This window comes from Paracoccus denitrificans (assembly GCF_900100045.1).
Lineage (GTDB): Bacteria > Pseudomonadota > Alphaproteobacteria > Rhodobacterales > Rhodobacteraceae > Paracoccus > Paracoccus denitrificans.
Genome location: NZ_FNEA01000011.1, coordinates 72,888 through 97,347, shown reverse-complemented (window position 1 = coordinate 97,347; position 24,460 = coordinate 72,888). Strand labels below are relative to the sequence as shown.

The 24,460-nt window shown below is 62.1% G+C and carries 20 protein-coding genes and 1 pseudogene; 19 read left to right on the top strand and 2 right to left on the bottom strand.

Annotated elements, in window-relative coordinates:
• The first annotated feature begins 18 nt into the window (after positions 1-18).
• From BLT64_RS11475 to BLT64_RS11410, 14 genes are all read left to right on the top strand, one after another.
• Positions 19-1,104 carry an ABC transporter ATP-binding protein gene (locus tag BLT64_RS11475; protein ID WP_011746811.1) on the top strand — a complete coding sequence of 362 codons (1,086 nt, stop codon included), beginning with the start codon at positions 19-21 and terminating at the stop codon, positions 1,102-1,104.
• A gap of 24 nt (positions 1,105-1,128) precedes the next feature.
• Positions 1,129-2,181, top strand: a complete 1,053-nt coding sequence (locus tag BLT64_RS11470; protein WP_049792290.1) for an ABC transporter substrate-binding protein — start codon at positions 1,129-1,131, stop codon at positions 2,179-2,181.
• Complete coding sequence (locus BLT64_RS11465) at positions 2,178-3,428, top strand: ABC transporter permease (RefSeq protein WP_011746813.1); 1,251 nt, start codon at positions 2,178-2,180, stop codon at positions 3,426-3,428. The genes BLT64_RS11470 and BLT64_RS11465 overlap by 4 nt, the downstream gene beginning before the upstream one ends.
• Entirely contained in the window at positions 3,425-4,210 is a 786-nt protein-coding gene (locus tag BLT64_RS11460) for an ABC transporter permease (protein WP_011746814.1), read from the top strand. Before BLT64_RS11465 ends, BLT64_RS11460 begins: the two co-directional genes overlap by 4 nt.
• A 99-nt stretch (positions 4,211-4,309) precedes the next feature.
• A complete protein-coding gene (locus tag BLT64_RS11455) occupies positions 4,310-5,098 on the top strand; it encodes a GntR family transcriptional regulator (RefSeq protein ID WP_011746815.1) in 789 nt (262 codons plus the stop codon).
• A 244-nt stretch (positions 5,099-5,342) separates the two neighbouring features.
• On the top strand, positions 5,343-6,272 hold the full coding sequence (gene kce, locus BLT64_RS11450) for a 3,5-dioxohexanoate:acetyl-CoA acetone transferase (protein WP_011746816.1): 930 nt from the start codon (positions 5,343-5,345) through the stop codon (positions 6,270-6,272).
• A gap of 16 nt (positions 6,273-6,288) precedes the next feature.
• Positions 6,289-8,352, top strand: a complete 2,064-nt coding sequence (locus tag BLT64_RS11445; protein ID WP_011746817.1) for a hydantoinase/oxoprolinase family protein — start codon at positions 6,289-6,291, stop codon at positions 8,350-8,352.
• Between the two features lie 11 nt (positions 8,353-8,363).
• Entirely contained in the window at positions 8,364-10,130 is a 1,767-nt protein-coding gene (locus tag BLT64_RS11440) for a hydantoinase B/oxoprolinase family protein (RefSeq protein WP_011746818.1), read from the top strand.
• Positions 10,127-10,891 carry an SDR family oxidoreductase gene (locus tag BLT64_RS11435; RefSeq protein ID WP_011746819.1) on the top strand — a complete coding sequence of 255 codons (765 nt, stop codon included), beginning with the start codon at positions 10,127-10,129 and terminating at the stop codon, positions 10,889-10,891. The genes BLT64_RS11440 and BLT64_RS11435 overlap by 4 nt, the downstream gene beginning before the upstream one ends.
• A 379-nt stretch (positions 10,892-11,270) precedes the next feature.
• Positions 11,271-11,723: an acyl-CoA thioesterase gene (locus tag BLT64_RS11430; RefSeq protein ID WP_011746821.1), complete on the top strand. Its 453-nt coding sequence runs from the start codon at positions 11,271-11,273 to the stop codon at positions 11,721-11,723.
• Between the two features lie 53 nt (positions 11,724-11,776).
• Positions 11,777-12,391 (top strand): helix-turn-helix domain-containing protein, encoded by a 615-nt coding sequence (locus BLT64_RS11425; protein ID WP_011746822.1) that lies wholly within the window; start codon positions 11,777-11,779, stop codon positions 12,389-12,391.
• Positions 12,392-12,576: 185 nt separating this feature from the next.
• A complete protein-coding gene (locus BLT64_RS11420; protein WP_011746823.1) occupies positions 12,577-13,743 on the top strand; it encodes an alpha/beta hydrolase family protein in 1,167 nt (388 codons plus the stop codon).
• Positions 13,740-14,513, top strand: a complete 774-nt coding sequence (locus BLT64_RS11415; protein ID WP_011746824.1) for an SDR family NAD(P)-dependent oxidoreductase — start codon at positions 13,740-13,742, stop codon at positions 14,511-14,513. Before BLT64_RS11420 ends, BLT64_RS11415 begins: the two co-directional genes overlap by 4 nt.
• 135 nt (positions 14,514-14,648) lie before the next feature.
• On the top strand, positions 14,649-15,887 hold the full coding sequence (locus BLT64_RS11410; RefSeq protein ID WP_011746825.1) for an MFS transporter: 1,239 nt from the start codon (positions 14,649-14,651) through the stop codon (positions 15,885-15,887).
• A gap of 194 nt (positions 15,888-16,081) precedes the next feature.
• Here BLT64_RS11410 and BLT64_RS27355 read toward each other — a convergent pair.
• Positions 16,082-16,204, bottom strand: a pseudogene (locus BLT64_RS27355) (IS5/IS1182 family transposase); the annotation flags it as partial.
• 534 nt (positions 16,205-16,738) lie between these two features.
• On the opposite strand from BLT64_RS27355, the gene BLT64_RS11400 reads away from it, so the two are divergent.
• The 5 genes from BLT64_RS11400 to BLT64_RS11380 all read left to right on the top strand — a co-directional run bounded on the left by BLT64_RS11400 (position 16,739) and on the right by BLT64_RS11380 (position 19,334).
• Entirely contained in the window at positions 16,739-17,002 is a 264-nt protein-coding gene (locus tag BLT64_RS11400) for an antitoxin (RefSeq protein ID WP_011746827.1), read from the top strand.
• Positions 16,999-17,400: a type II toxin-antitoxin system VapC family toxin gene (locus BLT64_RS11395; RefSeq protein WP_011746828.1), complete on the top strand. Its 402-nt coding sequence runs from the start codon at positions 16,999-17,001 to the stop codon at positions 17,398-17,400. The genes BLT64_RS11400 and BLT64_RS11395 overlap by 4 nt, the downstream gene beginning before the upstream one ends.
• 839 nt (positions 17,401-18,239) lie before the next feature.
• Positions 18,240-18,566, top strand: a complete 327-nt coding sequence (locus BLT64_RS11390; RefSeq protein WP_241663482.1) for a type II toxin-antitoxin system RelE/ParE family toxin — start codon at positions 18,240-18,242, stop codon at positions 18,564-18,566.
• Entirely contained in the window at positions 18,548-18,841 is a 294-nt protein-coding gene (locus tag BLT64_RS11385; protein WP_011746830.1) for a helix-turn-helix domain-containing protein, read from the top strand. The genes BLT64_RS11390 and BLT64_RS11385 overlap by 19 nt, the downstream gene beginning before the upstream one ends.
• A 109-nt stretch (positions 18,842-18,950) precedes the next feature.
• Positions 18,951-19,334 (top strand): HVO_A0114 family putative DNA-binding protein, encoded by a 384-nt coding sequence (locus tag BLT64_RS11380; RefSeq protein ID WP_011746831.1) that lies wholly within the window; start codon positions 18,951-18,953, stop codon positions 19,332-19,334.
• Positions 19,335-19,921: 587 nt separating this feature from the next.
• On the opposite strand, the gene gltB is transcribed toward BLT64_RS11380, so the two are convergent.
• Positions 19,922-24,457: a glutamate synthase large subunit gene (gene gltB / locus BLT64_RS11375; RefSeq protein ID WP_041530071.1), complete on the bottom strand. Its 4,536-nt coding sequence runs from the start codon at positions 24,455-24,457 to the stop codon at positions 19,922-19,924.
• Between the last annotated feature and the right edge of the window lie 3 nt (positions 24,458-24,460).

Here is a 24,460-nt window from a genome sequence, read left to right as displayed (position 1 = left end):
TGATTGCCAGCTTTTCCCATGAGCCGACAGCCGTTCATTTCTTTCAACTCCGTCAGCAAGAGCTATGACCATGATCGATGGGTGGTTGAGGATCTTTGCCTTGACGTCAGGGAAGGCGAGTTTTTGACGCTCTTGGGCCCGTCCGGGTCAGGAAAAAGCACCACGCTCATGATGCTCGCCGGGTTTGAGCAGCCAACCACGGGAGATATCTTGCGGCGCGGCCGATCACTTCATTCGATCGCGCCACACAAACGTAACATCGGGATCGTGTTTCAAGACTATGCGCTTTTTCCGCATATGAAAATTGGAGATAATATCGGCTATCCGTTGAGGATGCGCGGTCTCCGGGGTGCTGATGTTGCACGAAAGGTAGAAAAAGCCCTGGACATGGTTGATATGTCAAATCTTTCGTCACGCTATCCCCATCAATTGTCAGGAGGGCAACGCCAGCGTGTGGCTTTGGCACGGGCTTTGGTATTTGATCCTGATCTTGTTCTTCTGGACGAACCTCTCGGCGCGCTTGACAATCAGTTGCGCATTCGGATGCAGGCAGAGATCAAGCGGCTTCACGCAGCAACCGGCGTAACTTTCGTAGCTGTCACGCACGACCAGAACGAAGCGCTTTCGATGTCTGATCGTATCGCCATTTTCAATAACGGACGCGTCCAACAGATCGATGAAACTCGCAAGATATACGATCAGCCTGCCACAGCTTTCGTGGCACAGTTTATTGGAGATAGCAACATTCTACCAGCACAGCTTGTAGATCACGGCGCTGGTCAGGTGAGGGTGACAGTTGCGGACATGGGGACATTACTCGCAACCAAACAAACGCTTACACCGGAAGGCGCCAATATGGCAGTCGCTATTCGACAGGAGAGGATCGTCGTCAGCCCTGTAGCCGCGAATTGCGACAATCGCTTCAGTGGTCAGGTCTCCGAACTTGCCTTTCTGGGTGATCAGATCCGCGTCCAGATCCACATTGGTGATCATCGCATCAATGTGCGTCGACCTATCTCGGAATTTGTCGAGATCCCGACCGAAGGTGATTGGTTCGAGGTTGGCTGGTCCCCGACCGATTGCTGGGTGCTTCCAGAGACCTGAAGTTAGTATGCATTGGGAACAGCAATGGAAAAGCACGAGTTCTACGCAGCCATGGTCCTCGCTTCGATCACTGCTACGATCTGTGGACCGTACCAATCTCTTGCGGACCAGATAACAATCGCGTCCTGGGGTGGGAATGTTACCGACGCCAATCGTGCGGCCTATTGGGAGCCATTTACGACCGAGAGTGGAATTGCAGTCGTCGACGATGTTTTCAACGGCGAGATAGCCAAGCTACGCGTTCAGGTGGAAACCGGATCGATCCAGTGGGATATCGCCGAGGTGGAGGACGCCGAGGCTATAGTCGGTTGCGATGAAGGTCTATACGAATTTCTAGTTATAGATACCCTTCCGATAGACGACATGCTGCCTGGAACAGTCACTGATTGCGGCATTGCTTCGCTAAGCGCGGCAAGCGTTTTGACTTATAACGGTACAAAGTTTGAAGAGGGTCCGAAAACTTGGACTGACTTCTTCAACCTGAACGCTTTTCCTGGCAAACGTGGGTTGCGAAAGTCGCCGACATACACGCTTGAGTTTGCGTTGCTTGCCGATGGTGTACCCCGCGAAGAAATTTATGAAGTGCTTGCGACGCCAGAAGGACAAGACCGAGCATTCGCCATGCTTGACCGGATCAAGGACGAGATCGTCTGGTATAGTTCTGGAACTCAGCAAATTCAGGGCTTTATCTCAGGTGAATACGACATCGGCGTCGGATTCAATGCAAGGGTGGCCGATGCCAATCGCGAACAGAGGGTTGATCTGCGCATGTCATGGAATGCGGGTTATATCGTCGGTCACAATTTTTGGGTCGTTTTGGCCGGATCTTCAAGGATCGAAGAAGTACGGAAATTCCTTGAGTTTGTGACCAGGCCGGACCGGCAGGCGGCTTTCATGGAGTATATCGATTACGGGTCGTCCAACCGGGAATCCTATAAGTTACTTCCGGAAGACCGAAAGACCTACCTACCAGGTGCAGGCGATCATGCCGAATACCAGATCAGTTATGATGCCCAGTTCTGGAGTAATCATCTTGACCAATTGACGGAACGGTTCAATCGGTGGATCGGCGAATGATCGAAGCAGCAGCCAAGTACGCGCACTCGGCAACATGGTGGCAACGTACAAAGCTGTTTGGTGATCGGTCGAACCGCGCGGCGTGGCTGCTGCTCTTGCCGTCGATGGTGCTGGTCGCGCTGGCATTTCTGATGCCGCTGGGAGGTTTTCTCTGGCGTGCGGTCGATAATTCGGCGTTGTCCAGAAAACTGCCCGCGACCATCGAGGCCGTTCAGATGTGGGATCATCGAACGGAACCAACGGAGACACTTGCCGCCGCAATGATGAGTGATCTTGCAACACAGGCCGAGCAGCGCGGTGGAATGGCAGCGGTTGCGCGAGAATTGAACGATCTGCTCCCAAGCTTTCGGAACGTGATAATGCGGACGGGACGCGCCCTTACGCAACCGCCTCAGACCGTCTCGGCGATGGAATGGCTAGGAGCCGTGGACCAACAATGGCGGGAGCCGGATGTTTGGATCGCCGTGAAGTCCAATGATGGATATCTGACCGACCGCTATCTTCTGACGACATTAGGGTTAGAGCGGTCGATCGATAAGGGGTTGACTCGCGCGTCCGTTGACAAGCGCATCTATGCTGATGTGCTTGTCCGAACCCTTTGGATGAGCTTTGTCGTCACCGCGGCCACTCTTCTGCTCGCCTATCCGCTGGCCTATGCACTCGCCCATGCGCCGAGCAGATGGAGAGGGTTAGTCCTCTGCGCTATAATGCTACCTTTTTTGACTTCGCTCTTGGTCAGGACTCTCGCGTGGGTCATCATCTTACAGAAACACGGAGTATTGAACCAGCTGCTGATTGGCACCGGAATAGCAGAGCGGCCGCTTTCTTTGCTCTATACACGAGGTGCCGTCTATTTAGGGATGATACATATCCTGTTACCGTTCATGGTCCTGCCGATCAGAAATTCTATGCAACGTATCCCACCATCTCATATGAAAGCTGCTTTGTCGCTTGGCGCAACACCGCTGCGCGCCTTTCTGAATGTTTATCTGCCCGCGACCCTTCCTGGAATCGGTGCCGGCGTCCTGATCGTCGGTGTACTCACGCTTGGCTTCTATATCACACCCGAGTTTCTGGGGGGATCCAAGGACCAGATGGTCAGCTATTTCGTCTCATTCTTCACCAACCGAAGTGTCAACTGGGGCATGGCATCGGCAATGGGGATATGGCTATTGGTCTTGGCGGTCGCGCTTGTAGGCACACTACGCTGGCTGACGCAGCACTTTAACCCGGAGCGTCAGGGATGAGAGTTTCTGGTCTTTCTTCGATTGTTCTGGCGGCTCTGTGCATCCTTCTGATCGGTTTCCTGCTCGCTCCTCTGGCAATCATTCTGGTTTTGTCCTTCACCGCAGACACCTATTTCGTCTTTCCGCCTTCCGGCTGGTCGCTGAAATGGTATGCTGAAGTGATGGCCAGCGCGGAATGGCGCAGATCTTTCGTCAATTCGATGCTTATCGCAACTGCGACCGCTCTGTTGGCGACGGTGTTTGGCACAATGGCGGCGTTGGGACTGTGGAAGCTACGATCACCGCTCAAGGGTGTAATCTACGCCACGCTTCTGGCACCCTCGATGGTGCCGATCGTCATCACTGCGGTCGCGCTGTTCGCAGCCTTCAGCAGGGTCGGTCTCGTGAATACTTACAGCGGGATAATCATTGGCCACACTCTGCTGGCGTTGCCCTTCGTTATCCTGTCGGTTGGTGCAGCCCTGCAATCCTATAATCCTAATCTCGGCCGTGCCGCAGCAAGCTTGGGAGGTTCGCCGTTGCGGGTGTTCCTGGGCGTCATGATGCCCGTTATCGCGCCGGGATTGATCACGGGGGCGCTGCTTGCTTTCTCGACATCTTTCGATGAGGTCGTTCTGGCGTTGTTTCTCGCGTCGCCGGGACAAAGGACCGTTCCGCGCCAGATCTATGCGGGAATCGGGGAAAGTATCACACCTGCTGTTGCCGCTGCCGCCGCACTGGTGATCCTGATGGCGACGATCCTTATGCTTCTGATTGTTTATCGAAGCCGAACCAGGACATGACGCAAGCGGCCTTCCCGCATTATTCAGGCATATCAGAAATGCCTTGGCAGCGCTCGGGCGACGGACTAGAAAGCAGCCACCTCATGGATATCAGCCGCGATGCAGCAGAATCTTTCACCCACACCACGCAAGCGCCGTCCGGGCGGCGGGCGCAAGCAGGTGGCGGCGCCGAGCCTGCCGGTTCTGGCAAGCGGTGATGAGGAGACGCTGGCGCAAAAGGTCTATGATGCCTTGCAGGCAGGATTGATGGCGGGCAGCATCGAGCCGGGAATGCCTTTGACCGTGCGATCATTGTCGCAGGTCATGGGGGTCAGCGCGACCCCGGTTCGCGAGGCGCTCAAACTGCTGGAAGCCGATGGCGTGCTGGAGGCCCGCAACAAGAGCGCATTCTATGCCCGTGAATTGGGCAGCGAAGAGATGCGGCAGGTGCTGGACATGCGTCTTGCGCTGGAGGGGTTGGCGGTCCGCCGGGCTGCCTTGGCGGTCGGGCCGGACGATCTGGACAGGATCTCGCGGCTGAACGATCATTATGCAACCGCGCTGCGCGCCGCGGGGGACAACGGCCCATTGATCCTGGAACGCAATCACCAGTTTCATTTTGCCATCTACGCGCTTTGCGGCTCGCCGATCCTGCTGCAGACCATCGAGACGATGTGGCTGCGGATCGGCCCAACCCTGCATCTCTACATTGACGCGGGCGGCATGGACGGGGATTTCCCGCGCTATCACGAGGACATGATCGATGCGCTGCGCGAGCGGGATGCCGATGCCGCCGAAGCTGCCCTGCGCGATGACCTGATTGCTGCCGCCCGCAAGATCCTGCGCCTGCAGGCGTCTGAGACAACAGGCAATCGGCAGCCCTATATCCTCGAAAACGTCGATCTCTGAAGACCCGAGCCGCGGTTGACGATTCGCGGCTTTTGCATCTCTGGCAAGTGGGTATTGTCTCAAATAATTGATATTACTTGATGAAAGATCCGTCTTTTTATTTTGGCATATCAGATTGACAGACCGGCCGTCTGTAGTGATACTGACATCTCAGAATAGAAGGACGGCGGGGCCTGACCCTGCTCGCCCTCGAAATCCGAGATGCGGTCAAGTGCGATCCGCGTCCATCCAACGGGGTTCTTTCATGCCGAAGAAGGTCATTATCACCTGCGCCGTCACCGGGGGGCTGCACACGCCGACCATGTCGCCCTATCTGCCGATCACTCCGGACGAGATCGCGGAAGCCGCCATCGGCGCGGCCAAGGCAGGGGCGGCGATCATCCATCTGCATGCGCGCGATCCCGAAAGCGGCCGCCCGAAACAGGACCCCGACCTGTTCCTGCAATTCCTGCCGCGGATCAAGCAGGCCACCGGCGCGGTGCTGAACATCACCACCGGCGGCGGCCTTGGCATGACGCTGGAAGAGCGGCTGCGTCCCGCACATCGCGCCAAGCCCGAGGTTTGCAGCCTCAACATGGGCACGATGAACTTCTGCGCCTTCGAACTGGCGGGAAAATACGACAGCTGGAAGCACGATTGGGAAAAGCCCTATCTGGAAAGCACGCGCGACCTGATCTACGCCAATACCTATGCCATGCTGGAAACCATCATGGTCGAGGTCGGCCAGGCGCATGGCACGCGGTTTGAATTCGAGTGCTTCGATCTCAGTCATCTGGAGGCGGTGCGCTATTTCGCCGCCAAGGGGCTGATCAAGCCCCCCTTCCTGATCCAGGGCATCTTCGGCGTGATGGGCGGCATGGGCGCGACGATCGAGAACTTGATTCATTTCCATGGTGTCGCGCAACGCCTGTTCGGCAGCGACATGGAGTTTTCCGCCTTTGCCGTCGGGCGCAGGCAGATGCATTTCCTGACCGTCGCGGCGATCTTGGGGGGCTCGGTCCGGGTCGGGTTGGAGGACAGCGTTTACATCGGCCGGGGCGAACTGGCTACGTCGAACGCGCAGCAGGTGCAGAAGATCCGCCGGATCGTCGAGGAGCTGGGACTGGAGGTCGCTTCGCCCGACGAGGCACGCGCGCGGCTGTCGCTGAAGGGCGGCGACCGCGTCGATTTCTAAGGGAGGAGGGCAAGCAATGCGATTGGCAAGCGATACCGGCGGCACCTTTACCGATCTGGTCGTCGAGGAGGACGACGGCCGGATCACCATGTACAAGTCGCCTACCGTGCCCGACGATCCGGTGTTGGGCGTGCTGCGCGCGCTGGAACTGGCCGCCGAAGATCGGGGCCTGTCGCTGCAGGAACTGATGGCGCGCGCCGATACATTCATCCACGGCACCACCCATGCGATCAACGCGATCATCACCGGCAATGTCGCCCGCACCGCGCTGCTGGTCACCAAAGGCCATCGCGACATCCTGGTGTTCCGCGAGGGCGGGCGGGTCGAGCCCTTCAACCAGTCCATCCCGTTTCCGCGTCCCTATATCCCGCGCGATCTGACCTATGAGATCCCCGAGCGGATCCTGTCGACCGGCGCGATCCATCGCGATCTGGACGAAGCGGCGGTGATCGGGGTGCTGCAGTCGCTGAAGGAACAGCAGGTCGAGGCGGTGGCAGTCTGCCTGCTCTGGGCAACGATCAATCCGGCGCATGAGCTGCGCGTAGGCGAATTGATCGCCGAACACCTGCCGGGCGTCCCCTATACGCTGGCCCATGACGTCAACCCGACGCTGCGCGAGTTTCGCCGGGCGTCCTCGGCGGCTATCGACGCCTCGCTGAAACCGCTGATGGGGCATTACCTCAGCGGGCTGACCGACCGGATCCGGGGCGAGGGTTTCACCGGCGACATCATGTTGCTGACCAGCAGCGGTGGCATGGTCGATGCGGCCGAGGTTGCGCGCTCGCCGATCAAGGTGATCAACAGCGGGCCGTCGATGGCGCCGATCTCGGGGCATTATTATGCGCGGGCCGAGGCGCAGGCGGATGACGTGATCGTCGCTGATACCGGCGGGACCACCTATGACATCAGTCTGGTGAGGAAGGGCGTGGTGCCGATCACGCGGGAATTGTGGATCGGTCGGCCGCTGCTGGGTCATCTGGTCGGCTACCCTTCGGTCGAGGTGAAAAGCGTCGGCGCGGGCGGTGGTTCCATCGCTCATGTCGATCAGGGCGGCCTGCTGCGCGTCGGGCCGCAAAGCGCGGGCGCGAAGCCCGGGCCGGTCTGCTACCGGCAGGGCGGTACGAAGCCCACTGTAACCGATGCCTCGGTCGCGCTTGGCCATATCGACCCGGACTTCTTCCTTGGCGGGCGTATTAAGCTGGACCGTCCCGCCGCCATCGAGGCGATCCGGAAGCAGGTGGCCGAGCCGCTGGGCATGTCGGTCGATGAGGCGAGTTGGCAGATCATCGCGTTGGCGACCGAGGGCATGGTGCAGGCCATCGCCGATATTACCGTCGCTCAGGGGATCGACCCGGCCAATGCGGTGCTGATCGGCGGCGGCGGTGCGGCGGGCCTGAACTCGACCTTCATTGCGCGCCGCTTGGGCTGCAAGTCGCTGGTGATCCCGGAAACCGGCGCGGCGCTGTCCGCAGCGGGTGCGATGATGTCACCGCTGATCAGCGAATATGCGACCAGCATCTTCGTCTCGTCGGACCGTTTCGATCGCGAGGCACTTGCCGCCGCAATCGAAAGGCTCCGTGCGAAATGCGAAGACTTCGCCAGCCGAAGCCCTGCAGCCAGCGGCGCGCCCCGGATCAGCTTCGTCGCCGAGGCGCGATACGAGGGGCAGGTCTGGGATATCGATGTGAAGTTCGACCCTCAGAAGATCCTTGGGCCTGACGGCAGCGAAATCTTCCGCGCCGGCTTCGACGATATGCACGAACAGATCTTCGCGGTGCGCGATCCCGGCTCTGCGGTCGAGATCATCGGCATCCGCGCCACCTTGCGCGCCGATATCCGCCGGGATGTCGAGTTCCGCCTGCATTCGCCGGGCGCCCTTTCCGGTGATCACCGGCCGCGCGAGATCTATTTCCACGGCTATGGGCGGCTGCAGACGCCGGTCCTGCGGCTCGAGGCGATTGCGCCGGGACGGCCCGGCCAAGGCCCGGCGATCATCGAATCCGCCTTCACCACCATCGTCGTTGATCCCGATGCGCGCTTTCACCGCTCGGGAACCGGCAGCATCGTCATTCATCCGTGAAAGGGACCACCATGACCACCACCGCTTTGAACGGCGCGGAACTGGCGATCCTGAACAACCGGGTCGAAGGGATCGTCCGCAAGATGGCCAATACCCTGCTGCGCACGGGCCGGTCGGGCGTCCTGAACCGCGCCAAGGACTTCTCCTGCTGCATCATCACCGCCGATTGCCATCTGCTGGCGGCGGCGGAAAGCCTGCCGATCCATGTGCTGTCCGGCCCGGACATCATGGCGCGCACCATGGCCGAGTTTCACCCGAACCTGCGGCGCGGCGACGCCTTCTTCCACAACTCGCCCTATCACGGCTGCTCGCATGCGGCGGATCTCAGCATCCTTGTGCCGGTGATCGATGCCGATGGCCGCCACCGCTTCACCATCTTCGCCAAGGCGCATCAGGCCGATATCGGCAACAGCGAGCCGACGACCTACATGGCGACGGCGCGCGACATCTATAATGAAGGGGCGCTGCTGTTTCCGGCCGTGCAGGTGCAGCGCGACTATCGGGACATCGCCGACATTATCCGCATGTGCGAATTGCGCATCCGTGTGCCCGAGCAATGGCGTGGCGACTATCTGGCGACCATCGGCGCCGTCAGGATCGGTGAGCGGGAACTGCTGGCGCTTGGCGAAGAGATCGGCTGGGATCGGCTGGATCAGTTCGCCGCGCAATGGTTTGACTATAGCGAGAACATGATGGATGCCGCGATCCGCGAATTGCCTGCCGGTCGCGTCATGGGCCGGTCCACGCATGATCCGTTTCCGGGCCTGCCCCCCGAGGGCGTCACCGTCACTGCCCATGTCCATGCCCGCCCGGACGAGGGCCGTATCACCGTCGACCTGAGCGAGAATATCGACTGCCAGCCCTCGGGTCTGAATCTGTCGGAAGCCTGTTCCCGCACGGCGGCGATGATCGGGGTGTTCAACAGTCTGGATCATCGCGTGCCGAAGAATGCGGGCGCGTTCCGGCGAATCGAGGTGATCCTGCGCCGCAACTGCATCGCGGGGATCACCGAGCATCCCTATAGCTGCTCGGCGGCGACCACGAACATTTCGGACCGGGTCGGAAATGCGGTGCAGCTTGCCATGGCCGAATTCGGCGACGGCTTCGGCATGGCCGAGGTGGGCGCGGTCATCGCGCCCTCGGCTGGCGTCGTTTCGGGTGTCGATGCGCGCAGTGGCAATGCCTTTGTGAACCAGATCTTCCTTGCCTTCTCGGCGGGGGCGGCGAGTCCGATTTCCGATGCCTGGTGGACGATGATCGATGTCGGCAATGGCGGCATGTGCGGGCTGGACGGGGTCGAGCTCGACGAGATCTACCAGCCGCTTCTGGTCGAAAGCCGCCGCTTCGTCACCGATACCGAAGGCGCCGGCCGGTTCACCGGCGCGCCCTCGACCGAGGTAGTCTTCGGCCCGGTGCAGGGGGGAATCACCATCGCCTATGGCTCGGACGGCCAGGTCAATCCTCCGCAAGGGGTGCGCGGCGGCGGCCCCGGGGGCGGCAGCGACCAGTTCATCCGCCGCAAGGACGGTACGGTCGAGCCGCTGCCCCCCGTTGCACAGGTCGAACTGCGCGAGGGTGAGATGATTATCGCCATCTCGACCGGCGGCGGCGGTTATGGCCCGCCTGCCGACCGCGACGCGGCAGCCGTCGCCCGCGACGTGCGCGAAGGCTATGTCAGCACGGATCGGGCCCGGACGGTCTATGGCGTGGTGCTGGACGGGCAGGGCCAGGTCGATCTGGCTGCGACCGAAACGCGACGCGCGGAGATGATGGCATGAGCGGGCAAAGTGTCATCGTGACGGCGGGCGCATCGGGCATCGGCCTGGCCATTGCCCGCAGCTTCCTGGAAGCAGGCGCGCGGGTCGCCATTTGCGATCTGAACGCCGAGGCCTTCGCGCAGGTCAAGGCGGAACACCCGGACATCCAGACCCTGCAGGCCGATATCGCCCGCGAGGATCAGGCCATTGCCAGCGTGGCGGAAGTCGTCCGCTTGCATGGTCGTGTCGATGTGCTGGTCAACAATGCTGGCATTGCGGGCGCCTGCGCACCAATTGCTGACATATCTGCGGCGGACTGGATCCGCTCCTTCGATGTGAATGTCCATGGTGTCTTTTTCATGCTGCGTGCCGTCCTGCCCGACATGACCGCGCGCGGAACCGGAGCGATCATCAATATCTCGACCGGCTCGGTCTTCACGCTTCCGGCGGGTCGGGCGGACTATGTTGCCTCGAAATGGGCGCTGGAGGGGCTGACGCGGGCGGCAGCGAAAGAGCTTGGCCCGCTGGGCATCCGCGTCAATGCGATCCGCCCCGGCTTCGTGGACAGCGCAAGGATGCGCAGCATTCTTGGCCAGAAGGCGAAGGCCGAGGACACCACGATGGAGGCGCTGGAGCAGAGGTTTCTGGATTACATCTCGATGCGGACCAAGGTGCAGCCGGAGGATATCGCCCGCATGGCGGTGTTCCTTGCCTCGGAGAGCGCGCGTTTCGTCACCGGGCAACTGGTTTCCGTCGATGGCAACATCGAATGGGAAAACTGACCGGATCAGAAGGCAAGGCGAATCGGATGGCGGTCGATGTGGCGTTGGATCCGAACCGGATGACTGATGCCGGACCGGATCCCGGCAGAGGGCAGCCTGATGGCGCAATGCCGCGCCACGATGATCAAGCTGCTGCGCTGCGAAGGCGTTACCCTGGCCGATGTCCGCATACCTTCGGCCGGTCGCAGGCCGATGTCGCGGCCGGCAAGGTGTTCGTTGCGGGTATCTCTCCGTTGCAGTCCAGCGGCGGCGAGCCGGAGATTGGCCGGCCGGGCCAGGTGGCACGCCGCCCACGCGCGGCCTTGCGGGGCATCCATACGGGTACAGTCACCAGACCGAAAGGTCGGGGTGAGATCGTTGAAGCAAGGAGCGGAGCCTGATGGATGACAGTAAGCCGCGCCAGATCGAGACCGGCAGGCGGGTGGTGTATCCGTGGTATTGCGATGTCATGGGGCATCTGGCGACGCAGCACTACATGGCGTTCCTTGACGATGCCTTCCTGCATTTCATGGCGGAACTGGCGCCCCTGCCCCAACCCGAACGGCTGGGCTGGGCCGATGTCCGCCACGAGATCGACTATCTGGCCGAACTCCGGGCGGGCAATCTCGTGGTGCTGCGCAGCAGTCTTCTGGCAATCGGGCGCAAGTCGATCCGCCACCAGACCGAGATCCGGCGGCAAGGCTGTGGCACGGTCTGCGCCCGCGTGATCTCGACCACCGTCCGCTTCGACCTCGACGCCCGCCGCGCCATCGATGTCGAACCCGGGATCGCCGCTCGCGCACAGGCGCTGGACCTGCTGCCCCGGGCCGCGTCCAAGCCATCTTGCCCCTGATCGGTCATGCAACTACTCTTTTGCGCATCCGCAATGAAGGCGAAGGGCACAGCATGGCCAGGAAAATCGAAGGGACCCGGATTCAATCCGGCCTGCCAGAGCGGCTACGGGCGTTGCGGGAACGCAAGGGCTGGTCGCTCAATCGGGCTGCGGAAGAGGTGGGCGTGCCGCCCAGCACCCTGTCGCGGATCGAGAACCGCAAGATGTCGCCGACGCTGGATCTGCTGCTGAAGATCGTCCGCACCTTCGACATGCATCCCAACGACGTCTTCTCTGGCCGCCCCGACCAGCAGGAAAAGCAGGAAATCAGCGTCTCGCGCGCCAGCGATCCGGCGCTGATCGAGCTGCCGAACCTGTTCTACAAGCATCTGCACCCCGATATGGAGTGCTTCAATTTCCGCGCTATCCTGATCACCCTGTTCGCCCGCTCGGTCGAGGAATATGGCGGGCTGACTGCGCATTCCGGGCAGGAATTCGTCTATCTGCTGAGCGGCAAGCTGCAGGTCCATCTTGAGGGACATCCGCTGGTCACCCTGGCCCCCGGCGACAGCATCATGTTCACCAGCAGCATTCCGCACGCCTATGTCTCGGCAGGTGATTCGCAGGCGAAGCTGTTGATCGCATCCTCGTCGGAAGAAGACGTCCTTCAGGTCAAGTTTCAGAAATAAAAGAGTTTCATCTTGAAAATTCGCGCGAATCTGCGGGGATCTCCGCCGGAAATTTTCTTTTTGATTGCGCATTCGCAATGGAGTATTGTTGCTGATACGCAATGATGCAGGAGGCCTGCACGCAGGTGTCGGACGCCTTTAGCGGCGACCCTTCAAGCAGGACAAGCCAATCAACAGGGTGAGCCATGTACCAGTATTTTCCCAACAACTATTCGTGGAGTCTTGCCGTCTCGTGCTCCATCGCGATGGGTGCGCAGATCTCGGAACTGGACGAGGCGCTGGCGCCGCTGGTGCCACTGGTCGAAGCCGGCCATACCGCGGCCGCAAACGAGGCCTGGTATCAGAACTGGACCCGCCTGGGCCACAAGCTGAACGATCTTGCAAAAGCCGATGAAGCAGCGGGCAACGGTTTCACCGCCTCGGCCAAATACATGCGGGCGGCGAATTACTACCTGTTCGCCGAGCGGATCGCCTCATGGTCCGATCCGCGCCGGATGCATGTCTACAACCTGGGGATCGCCGCCTTCCGCAAGGGCCTGGAGCTTTCGGGCGACCGGTGGGAGCGCGTCGAGATCCCGTTCGAAGACGGTGTGCTGTCGGGCTGGCTGCGTCTGGCCGATACCGATGCAAGGCAACCGGCGCTGGTCTTCTACAACGGCTTCGATTCGATCAAGGAGATGCATTACCTGATCTATGCCGGCATGTCGGCCCGGCGCGGCATCGCCACGCTGTTCGTGGATCAGGAGGGAACAGGCGAGGCCGTGCGCTTCCACAATATCCCGAAACGCCCGGAAACCGAGGTGTCAGCAGGGAAATTCTACGACTTCCTTGCCGCGCATCCGGCAATCGATGCTGACCGTATCGGCATCGTTGGCCTGTCGATGGGCGGCTACTGCGCTCCGCGCGCGGCGTCCCAGGACCATCGCTTCAAATGCGTGGCGAGCCTTGGCGCCTTCTTCGAACTTGATGCCGGGTGGGAGGCGCTGCTGCGCGGCACCTCGGGCTCCGGGCTGTCCGACGGGCTGCCGGAAAGCGGCATCCACGCCATGCATGTGACCGGAAAGCCGACCATCGACGAGGCCATCGCGGTGTTGAAGGCCCGCACCCTGGAGCCGGTAATCGGGCAGGTGAAATGCCCGCTGCTGGTGGTGCATGGCGAGAACGACCGTCAGGTTGCGCTGGCCCATGCCGAAAAGACCGTAGCCGGGGCGGTGAACAGCGCCGATGCGAAGCTACGGGTGTTTTCGGTGGCCGAGGGCTCGACAGAGCATTGCGGCGTCGATGTGATGGAGATGCAGGGCCACTATGTCTATGACTGGGCCGCCCGCATTCTGGGGGGGCGCGTGGCATGAACCGGTTCAAGGACAAGATCGCTGTCGTCACCGGCGGCAGTTCGGGGATCGGCGCGACCGTCGCCATGCGGTTGGCCGCCGAGGGCGCGCGGGTCCATGTGGTCGCCAGCAGCAGCATCGACAAGGCCCGGGTCGTCGCCGACCGGATCGTCGCGGCGGACGGACAGGCGGCGCCGCATGTTGCGGATGTGCAAAGCGAATGGATGATGCGGGCGCTGGCCGATAACGTCGTCAAGGCGGACGGCCGGATCGACATCTGGGTCAACGCAGCGGGCGTCTTTCTTCCCTCACCCGTGGGTGACACTCCGCCGGAGGTGCTGAACGGCATGATCGACATCAACCTGAAGGGAAGCTGGAACGCCATTCAGGCTGTTGTCCCGCACATGAAGGCGGCGGGCGGCGGCAAGATCCTCAACTTCTCGTCGGTGGCCGGGCTGACCGCGATCAAGGGCTTTGCGCTCTATTGCGCCAGCAAGGCGGCGACGGCGATGCTAACCAGGGTCCTGGGGGCCGAGCTTGCGCCCTTCAACATCAACGTCAACGCCATCGCGCCCGGCAATACCGAGACGCCGATGAATGACGCGATGCGCAACGATCCGGCGCAGTCGGCGGTGCTGGCGGCGATGAAGGCCATGACGCCCAGCAACCAGACCTTCTCGAAGCCCGACGAGATCGCCTCGACCGCGCTGTTCCTGGTCTCCGACGAGGCGCGGCCGATGTATGGCAGCATCCTTCTGGCCGATGAGGGCCTGTCCGCCGCGATCGGCTGATCGTTCGCGGGGTCGGGCCTTGATCCTGCGACACCCACATCCAGGCCGCCGGGCGGCCGATCCATCCCGGCGCACGGCCTGGGGATGCAAGCCTCGCCTGCGCGGATCACATCATCTCTTGCAGGAGTATTTCTCATGCAGACTGTGACCACCTCGTCCATGGACGAATTGAAAACCGGCTGGAAATATCTCGTCGCCGCCATGGTCGGCTGCGGGTTGGGGGTTTCCTCGCTGCCGATCTATACGGCCGGCGTCTTCTTCCCCGCGCTCATCGCCGAATACGGCTGGAGCCGCTCGCAGCTCTCCTTCGCGGTGCTGCTGTTCACGCTGTCGATCGGGGTGGCCTCACCCATCGTGGGCCGGGCGATCGACCGCTTCGGCCCGGTGCGTTGCGCGGCGGTCTCGATCATCTCGGCGGTGGTGCTGTATCTGGTCCTTGCCCGTTTCGTGAACAGCCTTGCGGGCTTCTATGCCGTCCATGTCCTGATCGCGCTGCTGGGCGCGGCGGCGGCGCCGGTGGCCTATACCAAGGTGATCGCGGGCCATTTCTCGCGGATGAAGGGGCTGGCCATGGGCATCACCCTGATGGGCCCCAGCGTTGTGGCGACGGTCGCGCCGGCCATCGTGGCGACCTCGATCGACGACACCAACTGGCGCGCGGGCTACATCGCGCTGGCGGTCATGATGGCGATCGTCCTGCCCTTCCTGCTGCTTCTGCGCGGGCAGGGCGATGGCGTCCAGGCTGCGCAGGCCGCCCCCGAGGACGACAACGGCGCCTTCACCGAGGCCGAACGCCGGAACATCTTCCGCCTGCTGATCACCGGGCTGGCGTTGTTTTCGCTCGGCATCGGCAGCCTGATCGTGCACCTGTCGCCGATGCTGATCGACGCGGGGCTCGAGCCGGTCACGGCGGCAGGGATCGTCGGCTTCCTGGGCATCTCGGGGATGGCGGGGCGCCTGATCGGCGGCTGGTTGGCCGACCGCATCTTCGCGGCCTACATCCTGGTCGGGGTGTCGCTGTCGGCGGCCCTGGGCTGTCTTGCGCTGGCCATGGTCGGCGCCAGCGTGGCCATCCCCGCCACGATCGCTATCGGCTTTTCACTGGGCGTCGAGGCGGATCTGATGGGCTACCTGGTGTCCCGATATTTCCGCAGGTCCGACTACAGCAAGGTCTATGGCTGGCAATATGCGGCGTTCATCGGAGCCGTCGGGATCAGTCCGCTGATCATGGCGCGGATATTCGATTCGCTGGGCAACTATCAACTGGGGCTGTTCCTGAACGTCGTGTTGTTGACGATGGCTGCGGCGGTGTTCCGGGTGCTGCCGCGTTATGATAAACCTGCCGCTGTCCGGAGTTTTGCTTCAGCAGGCTGAGATGTCACTACTGTCCGTCGCTGGATGATCTGGAACGGAAGGCTTGGCTCGTTCGGCTTTCAGTCCATGCTGCGGTTTGATGATGCAGCAATCGGCGCTTCTCAAAGGTTTTGATCTCTTGCGCCGTTTGAAGATGGTTTAGGCATTGTTGCAGAAGTCAGGCAGTGGTGGGACGTGCCCTTTCCCCGCTTGGTTCAGGCCACGCGTTCGATCTCTGCGATGCCGAGTGCATTGAGGCGGTTCATGGGCGCAACGCGGATCTGGACTTTGGCTGCTTGGCGGTCCGGGTCCCGTGATGCGATGCGCTCGCCGAAGGCGTTGACCTCAGCAAGTTGGGAACTGACGCACCACAAGCTGACCGCGAAGGACAGGGCCGACCTGACCTTGGGCGCCGGAGCCGATAAGCTGAGGCCGATGACCGAAGCCGGCTCGGCTGAGGTGCAGGACAAGGAGAAGGCGCCGCTGTCCGAAATCCTATTGAAGGTGTAGCTGCCATAGCGGCGGGCCAGTGCAACGATGTCGTCGGTCAATTGCCGCTCGTCATCCCGGTCGCGAGAAAGGCGACGCTGCGTGGAACGGTTCTGCCCCAGCACGCGGACATACCGCTCCGACACGCGGCTAGCAGGGCAGTGCGAAAGGGCTCGGTCTAGCGCGTCAGCCGAGTCCAACCTTGCCCGCATCGGTTTTGGTTGCATTTCAGCTCCGGCGTTTTGGGTTGATGAGATGAGCGAGCCCCGGCCCGCTCTCCACAAAATGGGTTGTAGGGACGGGGCTGACGACGGCGCAGGTTGAAAATCTCCGTAGCATGATGTATATGTTTCTGCATATACACATGAACAGGAGGGGCGATCATGCCGCATCCGCAGCCATCTTCAGGGCCTCGTGAAGCCAAGCTCTTCCGCAACAACAAGAGCCAGGCCGTCCGCATCCCGGCTGACTTCGAGATGCCGGGGGATCGGGTGAACATCTATCGTGACGGGAACCGGCTTATCATCGAGCCGCTGCGCCGCAAGAACCTGCTTGAAGTGCTGGCCGGACTAGACCCGCTTGGGCCAGAGGATCAGTTTCCTGATGTGGACGAGACGCTTCTCCCGGCCAAGGAAATCGACCTTTGACCCTTTACATGCTCGACACCAATATCGTCTCCGATCTGCTGCGACATCCTGACGGCAGCGCGGCAAAGCGCATTGCCGAGGTCGGCCCGGATGCGATCTGCGTGAGCATCATCACAGCCGCAGAGCTGCGATATGGGTGCGCCAGGAAAGGGTCTGCGAAACTCCTGGCGCATGTCGAGGCGATACTGGAAAATGTGCAGGTTCTGGCGCTCGATGTGCCTGCTGACGCGGAGTATGGCGGCATTCGTGCCGAGCTTGAGGCCGCTGGCAAGCCCATTGGTCCAAACGATCTGTTGATCGCAGCTCATGCCTACGCCGCAGGCGCAATCCTCGTGACTGACAACACGGGCGAGTTTTCCCGCGTTCGCGGCCTGCGGGTTGAAAACTGGATCAGGTAGCCGATGAAGCGGGGATTCGATCCATCAACCTGAACACCGCTCAGGGAAGGAGCACTTCCAGACCCCATCAACCCGAAACGCCGGATAGCCCAGAAAACAGATCGTGAGCACCTTTACCTGGCAAAGTTGCTCGGAAACGCACGGGTGGTTCGTTATCTCATGCAGCATCGTCCTGAGTTCCTGGCCAAGTTCCAGGCGATCGCGGACATGGCGCCCACGCTGCCGCCAGAGGCCGCCGCCTGACCGCAACGCGACAACCGATGGGGACCCGGACCCATATCAAGCGCGGTGGTGGGGGTGGCGGCGAACCCGCCTCAAGCTCGTTCGCTCCGACTGGATCGGACGAGATCGCGAGAACCATGGAGAAGGCTGACCTCCCAAGGGCCGCATCATGTCCGACCGCCGGGTTTCCGTAGAAGAAATCGTCGTGCATCTAGCATCAGCAAGAACACGGTTTAGCGCGTCAGCTATAGCGCGACAATCTGGGTGAGACCTCGTTTCTCGCAATGGCGGGGCGTGAGGAGCTCATGGCGGCCGTGAAGCTCGCGGCTGCGGAACGGGCGATCGAAGAGGTACTGGCGGCAGTCCGCCGGCTGACGGCCGAAGATTGACCTGACCATACCAAGGCGCCGCCTGACGAGGCGGATTTTACCGTCCGCCAATGATACGCAGGATTGCGCAACGCTCAAGGCCCGAAAGCGGGCGGAGTATGAGAACCGATGAAGGCTCTCGTCTTCCCGCCTCCGGAGGAAGCCGGCATTGATGGTGTCTGATACTTCTTATCACCCACTTCTTGCAAAAAGTAACCCGATGGGCTACATGTGGGCATGCAGACAGTAGTGGAAACCCCTATCTTTACCCGACAGACCGAAAAGCTGTTCGACGAAGACGAGAAGCGGGAACTGATCGATTTTCTGGCCGAGAACCCCATGGCCGGTGATGAGATCCCTGGCACGGGTGGGGTGCGCAAGCTCCGGTTCGCAGCCTCAGGTCGAGGCAAACGGGGCGGTGCTCGGGTGATCTACTACTACCTGGATGAATCCATGCCGCTTTACGCGCTGCTGGCCTATGCCAAGAACGCGAGAAGCGACATGACCCCGGATGAAAAGCGCACTGTGGCCGCGCTGGCCACGGCGCTGAAGGCTGCATGGAAGGAAAGGAAATGAGCACGTTTGGCGAAGATCTGATCCAGGCCATGGGCGAGGCACTGGCCCATGCCAAGGGAGAAGGCACCGCAATTCTGCACGAGCCGGTCGATCCGCGAGAGGTCAGGATGCGGGCGAAGCTGACGCAGGCGCAAATGGCCCCGTTGATGGGAATGAGCCTTTCGGGGTATCGAAAATGGGAACAGGGTCAGCGTCGCGTCTCTGGTCCTGCTGCCACGCTGCTGCGGGTGATCGAGAAAGAGCCCGGTGCGGTGCAACGTGCCTTGGCGGGTTGACCTGAGTGCGTCGAGTAGATGGAAGCCGACTGGAAATCACCCCCCCGCATGGTTGGATGTATGTCGACCAGCATTTCCAGGGGCATCCGATAATGCTGGCAGGAACACAATGAGCACTCTGAACATCCATCTGGACACGGGGGCCAATCTTCGGACAGGCTTCACCGAAGCAGGCGAACTGGCCGTTATAGTCAACACCCGCGAGGCGATCCCCGCGCTGTATTTTCGCAGCTACGAGGATCTGCATCGGGTTCTCACACCTTCTCGTCTCAGGGTTGTCATGGCGCTTGCCGGGCAAGGGGTCATGTCCATTGACGAGCTTGCGCGCCGGGTCGGGCGCGATGCGCCAGCCGTGCATCAGGACGTAATCACGCTCGCAGATGCGGGGGTTATCGACCATACTGAAAAAGGCGCCGAATTTCCCCATCGCGGCATCCACCTTGATTTCTGGGTAGATTTATCGGACGGGAACATGCAACGGCATGAGCAATAAGCGTTATCGGGAGAAAGCTTCATACACTACGGCGCGACAGATCACCTCAAGGCCCGGTAAGATCACAAACCGAAACCGAAGCCGTCATGAACCTCCCGAGTTTTGCCAGTCCCAACACGGCAACCCGCGTGTGAAGTGAAATAAAAGGCAGTCAACGAAGAACGCGCTAGCCAAAGCCACTGGATTCGTTCAAGATTCGGATGGAGAACAGAGCAAGACTCTCTGAAATTTCATAGCACTTCCAGATTGCCACGATAGTCCCCCCCTTTTTTGCTACTATGCTTCCTGCGCGGCCGGGGCTTACATGGATTTCCCGCAGCTTGGATTCATGATGCCGCAGCGTGGCGGCATGGCCGTGGTCGATACCCATCTTCGTAATGGTCGAGCGGAGGCATGGCGGGCGATGCTTCATCCCGTGCTGTCTCGCGCAGATGACCCGCGGGTTGCGGGCGCAGCCGGATGAAAGAGCCCGAGCCGTCTGGGGCATGCAGGACGCATGACCGCGGGAATGCGGCGCGCTCGGGGGGCTTGAGGCACTGACCTGTCAGCGGAAACCGAAACGGGGGCCTTTCGGCCCCCGCTTCCTGTCACTCGGCCGGCACCGCCGCCAGGTCCTCGACCGGGGCGATGGGGTGCTTCAGATGCGGCAGCATCTCCTTGGGACAGACTTGCAGGAAGTTCGCCTTCTCGTCCTCCCAGTTTTGCAGAATCTCCTCGGCCCGGCGCGAGCGGGTTTCCCTGTGATGCCGTTCGATCAGATCCCGCAGCTGCTCTTCCCAATGCGCCTGCGTCACCGGGCACAGGACCAGCGTCTCGTCGTTGATATAGTCGCGTGCCAGGCCCTCGGGGTCGTAGAGATAGGCCATGCCCCCGGTCATGCCGGCACCAAAATTGGCGCCGATCCGGCCTAGGATCACGGCGACGCCGCCGGTCATGTATTCGCAGCCGTTCGAGCCGCAACCCTCGATCACCACCTTGGCGCCCGAGTTGCGGACCGCAAAACGCTCGCCCGCGCGACCGGCCGCGAACAGATAGCCGTCGGAAGCGCCGTAAAGCACGGTATTGCCGATGATGGTGTTCTCGGCCGCGTTCAGCGGGCTGCCCATGGGCGGGCGAACGACGATGGTGCCGCCGGACAGGCCCTTGCCGACATAGTCGTTGGCATCGCCCGAGACCTCGATCTTCAGCCCCGGCGCGGCGAATGCGCCCAGCGACTGGCCCGCGCTGCCGGTCAGCCGCACGGTCAGGTGATCGGGTTGCAGCGTGTTGCGCATGCCGAAGGTCTGCACGATCATCGACGAGGTGCGCGTGCCCACCGTCCGCTGGGTGTTCCTGACCGCATAGGAAAGCTGCATCTTCTCGCCATCCGAGAAGAAGCGGCCGGCGTCGCGGATGATCTCGGCGTCCAGCGTGTCGGGCACCGCGTTGCGCGGTTTCGAACGGTCATAGACGATCTTTTCCGAGCCATCGACGGTGATCAGCAGCGGGTTCAGGTCCAGGTCGTCCAGCGACTTGTCGCCCCGGCTGACCTGGGTCAGCAGGTCGGCCCGCCCGATCACTTCGTCAAGGCTGCGCGCCCCGATGCTGGCCAGGATCTCGCGCACCTCGGTGGCGTAGAAGGTGATCAGGTTCACCACCTTGTCGGCCGAGCCGTTGAACATGGCGCGCAGCTTTTCGTCCTGGGTGCAGACGCCCACCGGGCAGGTGTTCGACTGGCACTGGCGCACCATGATGCAGCCCATGGCGATCAGCGCGGCGGTGCCGATGCCGTATTCCTCGGCCCCCATCATCGCCGCCATGACGATGTCGCGGCCGGTGCGCAGGCCCCCGTCGGTGCGCAAGGTGACGCGATCCCGCAGCCGGTTCATCGCCAGCACCTGATGCGCCTCGGTCAGCCCCATCTCCCAGGGCAGGCCGGCGAACTTGATCGAGGTCGCCGGGCTGGCCCCGGTGCCGCCGTTGTGGCCCGAGATCAGGATCACGTCGGCCTTGGCCTTGGCGACGCCCGCCGCGATGGTGCCGACGCCCGAGGACGCCACCAGCTTCACGGTGATCTTGGCGCGCGGGTTGATCTGCTTGAGGTCGTAGATCAGCTGCGCCAGATCCTCGATCGAGTAGATGTCGTGATGCGGCGGCGGCGAGATCAGCGTCACGCCCTTGGTCGAGTGGCGCAGCCGGGCGATCAGGTCGGTGACCTTCATGCCGGGCAGCTGGCCGCCCTCGCCGGGTTTGGCGCCTTGCGCGACCTTGATCTCCAGTTCCTCGCAGGCGTTCAGGTATTCGGCGGTGACGCCGAAGCGGCCCGAGGCGACCTGCTTGATCTTGGCGCAGGGGTTGTCGCCGTTGGGCAGCGGGTGGCTATGCGCCGGGTCCTCGCCGCCCTCGCCGGAATCGGACTTGGCGCCGATCCGGTTCATGGCGATGTTCAGCGTCATGTGCGCCTCGGGCGACAGCGCCCCCAACGACATGCCTGGCGTCACGAAGCGCTTGCGGATCGAGGTGATCGATTCCACTTCCTCGATGGGCACCGGCTTGCCCAGGGGCTTGATGTCCAGAAGGTCGCGGATATGGATCGGCGGGTTCGCCCGCATGGTGGCGGTGAACTGCTTCCAGATGTCGTAGGACGCCTTTTCGCAGGCCAGCTGCAAAAGCCGCATGGTATTGGCTTCCCAGGCATGCTTTTCGCCCGAGCGGCGGGCCTTGAAGAAGCCGCCCACCGGCAGAAGATCGACCAGGGCCGCGCCGAAGCCCTTGGCATGGGCCTCTTCCAGCTTGGCTTGCAGCCCGTGCAGGCCGATGCCCGAGATGCGCGACTGCATGCCGGGGAAATACTCGGCCACCATGGCGCGCGACAGCCCCACCGCCTCGAAGTTCAGCCCGCCGCGATAGGAGGACAGGACCGAAATGCCCATCTTGGCCATGATCTTCAGCAGGCCCGCGTCGATGGCTTCGCGATAGCGGGTCATGATGTCGATGAGGTTGCCGTCCAGCAGGCCGCGCTCGATGCGCTCGGCCAGCGTGTCCTGCGCCAGATAGGGGTTCACCGTGGTCGCGCCGCAGCCGATCAGCACCGCGAAATCATGCGGATCCACGCATTCCGAGGCCCGCACGTTCAGCGAGCAGAAGGTCCGCAGCCCCTTGCGGGTCAGCCAGCTATGCACCGCGCTGGTCGCCAGGATCATCGGCACGCCGATGCGGCTGGCCGAGATGCCCTCGTCCGTCAGGATGATATGGCCGTTGCCCGAGCGCACGGCATCCTCGGCCTCGGCGCGGATGCGCGCCAGCGCATCGCCCAGGGCATCCGAGCCGCCATCGACCGGGAAGGTGCAGTCGATCTGCGTCGCCTGGCCCTCGAACATGCGGGTCAGTTCCTCGAACTCGCCATTGGCGAGGAAGGGGCTTTCCAGCATGGTGATCTCGGCATGGGTCGAGCTTTCCTCAAGCACGTTCTTGAGGTTGCCGAAACGGGTGCGCAGGCTCATCACCCGGCTTTCGCGCAAGCTGTCGATGGGCGGGTTGGTGACCTGGCTGAAGTTCTGCCGGAAGTAATGCGACAGCGGCCGGAACTGGCGCGACAGCACCGCGGGCGGCGTGTCGTCGCCCATCGAGGCCAGCGCCTCTTTCGCATCCTCGGCCATCGGCACCAGCATCTGCTCGACCAGTTCGACGGTATAGCCGACCGCGATCTGGCGGCGGCGCAGTTCCTCGCCGTCGTGAAGCGCGGTCTCGGGCAGCTTCGCCATCAGTTCCGAGGGCTGCACGACCTTTTCCACCCAATCGCCAAAGGGCTGGCTGGCGGCCAGGTGGTCCTTGATCTCGCGGTCGTGGTAAAGCTTGCCCTCGGCCATGTCGACGGCGATCATCTGGCCCGGACCCAGCGCGCCCTTTTCGCGCACCGCGGTTTCGTTGATCGGGACCATGCCGGCCTCGGAACCCGCGATCAGCAGGTTGTCGCCGGTCACCACATAGCGCAGCGGCCGTAGCCCGTTGCGGTCCAGGCCGCCGCAGACCCAGCGCCCGTCGGTCATCGCCAGCGCAGCCGGCCCGTCCCAGGGCTCCATGATCGAGTTGCAATAGGCATACATGTCCGCCCAGGCCCTGGGCATGTCGGTGGTGGCCTTGGACCAGGCTTCCGGCACCAGGATGGTCTTGGTCATCGGTGCGTTGCGGCCGGACCGGACCAGCACCTCGAACACCGCATCCAGCGCCGCCGAGTCGGACGAGCCGCCGGGGATGATCGGCTTGATGTCCTCGGCCATCTCGCCGAAGGTCCGCGACGCCATGCGGATCTCGTGGCTGCGCATCCAGTTCGAGTTGCCCTTCAGCGTGTTGATCTCGCCGTTATGGGCCAGCATGCGGAAGGGTTGCGCCAGCCACCATTGCGGGAAGGTGTTGGTGGAATAGCGCTGGTGATAGATGGCAAAGGCGGACTCGAAGCGCTCGTCCTTGAGGTCGGGATAGAACTCGGCCACCTGCTCGGCCAGCATCATGCCCTTGTAGATGATGCTGCGGCACGACAGCGTGCAGATATACATGCCGGCGATCTGCGCCGCCACCGCCGCCTTCTCGATCCGGCGGCGGATGATGTAGAGTTCGCGCTCGAACTGCTCGTCGTCGATGTCCTTGTCGCAGCGGATCAGGATCTGCTCGATCTCGGGGCGGGTGGCGTTGGCCTTTTCGCCCAGCACCGCGGTGTTCACCGGCACGTGCCGCCAGCCATAGATGTAATGGCCCATGCGCAGCACTTCGGATTCCACGATGGTCCGGCAGCGTTCCTGCGCGGCGAAGTCGGTGCGCGGCAGGAACACCTGGCCCACGGCGATCAGCTTGTCGTGGTCGGGCTCGTGCCCGGTGCGGCGCACCTGGTCATAGAAGAAGGGCACCGGGATCTGCACATGGATGCCGGCGCCGTCGCCGGTCTTGCCGTCCGCATCCACGGCGCCGCGATGCCAGATCGCCTTCAGCGCGTTGATGCCGCTTTCCACGACCTTGCGGCTGATCTTGCCGTCGATGCTGACGACCAGCCCGACGCCGCAGGACGAATGCTCGTCCTCGGCACGGTAAAGCGAATGTTCCGCCATCCAGTCGCGGCGGGCCTGTTCCTGCTGTTCCCAGCCCGTCATGTC